Below are 5,721 nucleotides of genomic sequence, written 5' to 3'. Positions count from 1 at the left end.
CTCAACGTCACTGTGAAGAAGATCCCGTTCTCGCCCTGCTTGTGCCACTTAAGGTCTGCTTGTCCTCATGTGTCACACCAGTCTGGCAGAGAGGGGAACGATCCGACGGTTCGGGCGTCATGGTCGGATTGTCGCCTCCGTGCCTCCGTTTGTCTGCCCGGCATCTCCGCCTTCCTCATTTCTGACTACTGCGGATGTCAGGCCTCCCGCGCCTGCACTTCTTGGGCTGCCAGATTTCGCTGCGCCGTCGACGTGGGTTCTTAGCGATTCTCCGCGGCTCCGCTCGTTGCCGCCCTTATGCTTGCGATCCATGCCTGGAATCGTCAAAGGTGGAGCCGGGTTCATAGGCTCACACATGCGCCTTCCCCGCGGATACGAGTGGGTTGCAGGCGGTCGATCAGCGCGAGCAGCGCGTTAAGGGCCGTCGTGGAGAGGCTTGCAGCCCGCCTGTGGCGGATTATTCGTGGACCGCTGCAATGGCGTCTGCTGTGGTTCTGGCATGCGAAATTCATGGTCGGAGTCACGGGTGTCGTCCGCGACTCCGAGGGGCACGTGCTGCTCTTGCGGCACCGGATGTGGCCGGTCGATCGGCAGTGGGGATGCCCGACCGGATACGCCGACAAAGGCGAGCGATTCGAGGACACCGTCGTCCGCGAGGTTGAGGAGGAGACCGGCCTGCACGTTCAGGTGGGGCCGCTCATTCGCCTCACCAGCGGATACCGGCTGCGGGTGGAGGTGGCGTACGAGGCGATGCTCATCGGCGGTGACCTCACGCTCGACCCCGTAGAGATCCTGGAAGCGCGGTGGTTCTCCCCGGACAGCCTTCCTGATGGGCTTCAGGAGTCGCATCGGCTCCTGATTCAGCAGACCGCCCGACCGTAGGGCCTCGCGCAGAAGCTACCTGACGAGCCTCCGGGCAGGGTTTTCAGGCACAGGAAAGATCATGGGATACTCGCCGGATGCCGCTTCACATTCGTCGTGAGGACGCCCTCCACCTCGACGGCGCCGTACCGACGCTGGTTCTCGTCTCGGCCGACCCAGTCGAGCGGCTTCCCGTTTTCCAGCTCGATGCGGGCAGGCCGGTGCCCTGTGCGGGCTGGCAGATCCTCGCGAACCTGACCACTTCGGTGGTTGACGGCCCCGATGATGCCGGGATCTTCGTCGAAGGCATGAGGTCTCCACAGGAGGTCGACGAGCGCTTCGCGTGGCTGGAGGCCGTGGATCGGGCCGGTGGTGCGGTCGTGCTGGTCGTCGACTCGCAGGGTGCGGTGGACGACTGGGCTGCCCTCGCGGCTGGTGGGAAGGCCCGGGGTGGGTTCGTGCCTGCGGTGCAGCGGGGCGGGTGACCGTCGGCGCAGGTAGCGCCGTGAGGGACGGCCATCGCGTGATCCTTCGAGCAGCGACGATCAACGGAGGAGAACCAGGCGATGGCCGGGGATTACAGGGTGACGCCCGCGTAGTGGCCGGGCGCAGCAGATTGAGACCGGCGAACCAGGTGAAGCCCATGCCGAGGCGCTGGTTGTGCGGAACCGCCTGCGGCCAGTGCGGCGAGGAGCAGACCATGAGCCCGCCGGAAAGCACTGCCGGCACCGAGGGGTCTGCTGTTCATTGATCGCCGATTGGGCCGGGCTCGGGAGAGGCTAGGCCGGGATCCGCTTCTCGTACCAGGTGTAGTGGACGTACGTGCTGTCGGGGCCGGTCAGAGTGCCGTAGGTCTGCCAGAAGCTGTTGGCGTCGAGTGAGTAGCGGAAGATCTTGTCGCCGGGCCGGTCGTCCACGAAGACCCTCTGTGTGTCGAAGGACCGGATGCGCGCCTCGATCGTAAAGGTCGACGTGTCGGGGATGTCGAGGCAGACCTCGATTGTGACCGGGGACGCGGTGAGGCGGTAGGCGAAGCCGTCCACGGCGGGCCGCTCGAGGTTGCTGGGGACGTAGCTCTCCATGATCCGGGTGTAGTCGCCTGCGGTGCAGTCGATGGAGGAGGTGGTCGCGGACGCGGGACTGATGCCGATGAGGGTGGCGCCGAGGACGGTGGCGGCGAGTACGGAAGTGGTGCGCTTCATGCTTCTCCTCATCCGTGCGGGACCCTCCAACAAGTAGTTGAAGGCTGAACTGAATTCTTGTCTCGTCGCCAAACCATGACAAGGCCTAGAAAATCCCCGTATTTTCGAGTAAAGCCGGTCGCGGGGGCATCCTTTTCCGGGGAGTCACTAGAGCGGCTCGCCCGTTTCGAGCAAGGTCTTGAGACCGGAGACCACCTCGGGCCAGCCCTGCTCAATCATGGTGCGCAGAGTGCTCCCGGAGTCGAAGCCGTCGTGGATGACGGTGAGCCTGACCGCCTCTCCCACGGGTTCTATCTCGAAGGTGACTTTTGAGCGCCTTTCGGCGGCCAGGGTGGCGCGGGTCTGTTCGTCGATGCCGTTGGCCTCGGCCCATTCGGGGGTGAAGGTGTGCCAGGTGTAGGAGAGGCGGCGGCCCGGGTCGGCCTCCAGCACGGTCTGCTCGGGGGAGGCGATGGCGACGTCGTCCTGGCGCCAGATCACCGGCGAGCCCGGGCGCCAGTCGGATTCCAGGGTCATGCCCCAGTAGCGGCGGGTGAAGGCCGGGTCGGTCAGTGCCTGCCAGAGCCGCTCGGGCGTGGTCTTGATGTGGATGGTGTAGACGTAGGCGGGGTCGCTCATCGGTGTGTGCTCCAGGGCGTTCTTGAGGTCGGTGAGCGCTAGGGCGCGCTCGCGGTCGAAGCGGCTGATCCAGCGGTCGGCGATGGCGTTGATGGGGACGGCGTTGAGGTAGTGCAACTTCTCCCGGCCCCGGCGGACGGTGGTCACGAGGCCGGCGGACTCCAGCACCGCCAGGTGCTTGCTGACCGACTGGCGGGCCATGGACAGGCCGGCGCAGAGCTCGCGCAGGGTCTGGCCGTCGCGCCCGTTCAGGCTGTCCAGCAGTCGGCGGCGGCTGGGGTCAGCCAGCGCCTTGAACACCTCATCCATCACGAGACTCCTGACAGGCAGCCATCCGGGTGCATGTCGTAGAGTAATGCAGCCGATTGGCTGCCTGTCAAGACTGGCACGAAATGATGGCGCGACTCCGTACATAGGCACAGATGTCTGCACATCAGAGCCATGAAGGAGGCGGCCGTGGGAATGCGACCGGGTACGGGACCGGACTTGACCGGTCAGGAGCTGTGTCCACAGGTCTTGGGCGGCAGCCGCCAACAGCCAGGGGCTTTCACCGGCGACGGTGGGGTCCCCCTTGGTGTAACGCCGGATGAACCAGAGCCCGCCTGCTGTGCACAGTTCGAAGTACGGTGACGTACAGCAGCAGGTGTGTGCCCGGACTCGTACCCGGTTCACTCGGGACTGCCTCGGCCCCCAATCGATCGCTCTCGCCTCGGGAAGTGGCGGGGCCGCATGCTGGTTGTCGCATGCATCAGACCTTGGTGCGGTCACAGCTCCACCCCCTGAGCTGTTGCTCGTGCAGCAACGCCACGAAGGTGTCCTTGTCGTCGGCGCTCACGGTCTGCTCAAGGCCTGCGCCGAGTTCGGCGTCGTTGAGCTGGACTCCGCGTCGCGTCGCGTAGAAGGCGCCGGTGTCGCTGCGGAAGAAGGTCCAGCCGGGGAACGAAGCGTGCAATTCGGTGAGGTCGTAGCCCGAGGTCTGGTGCATGTTCGCAGGTTACGGCAACCTTCCTAGTCCTGCCTAGGGGTACCCCTAGGAACCCCGGGGAATGAAAGGGAACCCTTGGGTTCCTAACGTAACACTATGGACTTCAAGCCCGATGAACTGCGCTGGCAGGCGGTCGTCAATGAGATCAAGCGCAGGATCGAAGCCGGCGAGTACCGGCCCGGCATGCCAGTCCCCGGCGAACCCCGCCTGGCAGTCGAACTCGGTGTGTCCAAAGGAACGGCTCGCCGGGCGTTGAACGTCCTCATCGCCGACGGCACCCTCTACACGGTCCTCGGCAAGGGCACCTTCGTCAGCCATCCAGACGACGGCGCTGACGAGAACGACTGAGGGATTGCCGAGGAAGCCGATCGGACTCCTCCGCTACTGGATGATCAATCCAAGGGGTGTCGGCGGAGGGCATGGCGGTGGGTGATCAGGCACCGGGGTCGACTTCGGGGTGCGTGAACCGCACCGGCTTGCCCAGCGACCTGGCGTAGGCGATTTCGGCTCGGGTGCTGTCTCCGATGTAGTCGCCGATTACGAGCACCTCATCAGCGAGCCGGATCTTCGCCCGGTGCAGGTCGTCGAGTCGAACCTTCAGCGCCTCGGCCTCGACAGGATCGGACCAGAGCTCGTGCGGCGACTTCATGTCGCAACCCGGCTTGACGACGATGTTTCCGGCTACGGTCTCGCGCAGATCGGCCTCGGCCATCTCGGTCATGAAACGGGTCGAGCCGCAGATCACGACGATACGCGGGAGGCTCAGTTGCTTCTTCGCGTCGGCGAGTTGCTCCTCGGGGGTGAGCTGGTGCGGGTATGACACTGGTTCCTCCTGCTGGTGGGGTCCAAGGGCGCCTGCGGAGACAAACCGTCCTACGCTCACTGATCGCCTACGATCATGATCCGTTGGCGCTGGGGCTCGCGGATAGTGAACCGGATGATGCGGAGTTCCCGTCGGTGTCCTCGATGGTCACGGTTTCCCCAGGTCGAGGAGTCCGACCTGGGGCCGAAGCCCGTGCTGCAGGCAGCCTCACAGAAGCGGCTCTTGGGGGAGGGGTAGCGCTCTGGCGGCTCAATAATGTAGCTGCATGATGCTTCATCGCGCCCGAAAGCCGCCCTGCTTGACGTGATCTCGGTGTCAGGTGTCGTACGAGCCGTCCCATGGTTCATAAAAGCCGATGTTGTTCGGGTAGAACTCGGCGTGTTCTTCGCCTTCGAAGGTCTCGATGACGAGGCCGAAGAGCACTCCGTCGAACCTGTGCTGGAAGGGCCGGATGGCGATGTCGCCGAAGCGTAGACCCGGGAGGTCGTCGAGCCAGTGCTTCAGTCGTTCCTCGGCGAGGACGGCGGACGTGTGGCGGTCTTCCGCTCCGGTGTGCTCGATACGGGAGTTGAGGTGGTGGCCGGCCGCGTCGAAGGTGTGCAGGACGGCGTACCAGCGCTTGTGTGATGGCCAGTCGGCGGTGTGGGTGTAGTTCTCCCGGAAGGCGGTGATGGCGGAACCGAAGAACTGGCCGCCTTCCCACTGGCCGATCCTGCCGGTGTGGTAATCGGGTTCGTAGACGATGGGGATGATCTCGGGGACTGCCATGCGCTGGAGGCTAGCCACGCGGGCCGACATATGCCGGGTGTGTCGACGGTCCGGCACCGATGGGAGAGCAGCGCCGATGACCCGACTCCAGTGGGAGAGGCTGCCGGAGAGTGTGCGCGACGCCGTACAGGAAAAATGCGGCACCGTCGGAAAGGCCGAGAGCGCGACTGCAGGGATTATGCCCGGTGTGGCGCCGAAAGAGATAAGGCGCCAAGTCAGTGGGGCATCCGGAGAATCGGTTTGATGACGGCGCCTGACGCGGAGTCGGCCAGCGCCTGCTCGATCTCGCCGAGCTCGTAATACCGTACGAGCCGGTCAAAGGGAAAACGTCCCTGTTCGTACAGTTTGACGAGCGCCGGAATGAGCTGCCCGGTACTACATTCACAGATCTTGAGGTAGTGGATCTCCACGTCGCCGGTAATGGCTGAGCCGGGCGCGGGCCTGGTGGAGGCGGCGGAAGGCTG

At 64.7% G+C, this 5,721-nt stretch carries 8 protein-coding genes and 1 pseudogene; 3 read left to right on the top strand and 6 right to left on the bottom strand.

What is annotated here, in order from left to right; genetic code table 11:
- The first annotated feature begins 426 nt into the window (after positions 1-426).
- Positions 427-882, top strand: a complete 456-nt coding sequence (locus AB0J42_RS37395) for an NUDIX domain-containing protein (protein WP_364303283.1) — start codon at positions 427-429, stop codon at positions 880-882.
- 77 nt (positions 883-959) lie between these two features.
- Positions 960-1,346 carry a hypothetical protein gene (locus AB0J42_RS37390; protein ID WP_364303281.1) on the top strand — a complete coding sequence of 129 codons (387 nt, stop codon included), beginning with the start codon at positions 960-962 and terminating at the stop codon, positions 1,344-1,346.
- A gap of 294 nt (positions 1,347-1,640) precedes the next feature.
- Here AB0J42_RS37390 and AB0J42_RS37385 read toward each other — a convergent pair whose 3' ends face one another.
- From AB0J42_RS37385 to AB0J42_RS37375, 3 genes are all read right to left on the bottom strand, one after another.
- On the bottom strand, positions 1,641-2,063 hold the full coding sequence (locus tag AB0J42_RS37385; protein WP_364303279.1) for a hypothetical protein: 423 nt from the start codon (positions 2,061-2,063) through the stop codon (positions 1,641-1,643).
- Between the two features lie 147 nt (positions 2,064-2,210).
- On the bottom strand, positions 2,211-2,990 hold the full coding sequence (locus AB0J42_RS37380; RefSeq protein WP_364303276.1) for a metalloregulator ArsR/SmtB family transcription factor: 780 nt from the start codon (positions 2,988-2,990) through the stop codon (positions 2,211-2,213).
- 439 nt (positions 2,991-3,429) lie between these two features.
- The gene (locus tag AB0J42_RS37375; RefSeq protein ID WP_364303274.1) at positions 3,430-3,666 is read right to left on the bottom strand and encodes a hypothetical protein; all 237 of its coding nucleotides are present in this window, start codon (positions 3,664-3,666) and stop codon (positions 3,430-3,432) included.
- 96 nt (positions 3,667-3,762) lie between these two features.
- On the opposite strand from AB0J42_RS37375, the gene AB0J42_RS37370 reads away from it, so the two are divergent.
- Complete coding sequence (locus tag AB0J42_RS37370) at positions 3,763-4,014, top strand: winged helix-turn-helix domain-containing protein (protein ID WP_364303272.1); 252 nt, start codon at positions 3,763-3,765, stop codon at positions 4,012-4,014.
- Positions 4,015-4,099: 85 nt separating this feature from the next.
- Here the strand turns inward: AB0J42_RS37370 and AB0J42_RS37365 are convergent, their stop codons facing one another.
- The 3 genes and pseudogenes from AB0J42_RS37365 to AB0J42_RS37355 form a co-directional block, all read right to left on the bottom strand.
- Positions 4,100-4,489 (bottom strand): hypothetical protein, encoded by a 390-nt coding sequence (locus tag AB0J42_RS37365; protein ID WP_364303270.1) that lies wholly within the window; start codon positions 4,487-4,489, stop codon positions 4,100-4,102.
- Between the two features lie 315 nt (positions 4,490-4,804).
- Positions 4,805-5,257: a hypothetical protein gene (locus AB0J42_RS37360; RefSeq protein ID WP_364303268.1), complete on the bottom strand. Its 453-nt coding sequence runs from the start codon at positions 5,255-5,257 to the stop codon at positions 4,805-4,807.
- 215 nt (positions 5,258-5,472) lie between these two features.
- Positions 5,473-5,721: pseudogene (locus AB0J42_RS37355) on the bottom strand (hypothetical protein); the annotation flags it as partial.

It is taken from the genome of Nonomuraea sp. NPDC049649 (genome assembly GCF_040675175.1).
GTDB lineage: Bacteria > Actinomycetota > Actinomycetes > Streptosporangiales > Streptosporangiaceae > Nonomuraea.
Note: the sequence above shows the minus strand (reverse complement) of the source record. Positions and strands in the feature narration are given on the sequence as shown.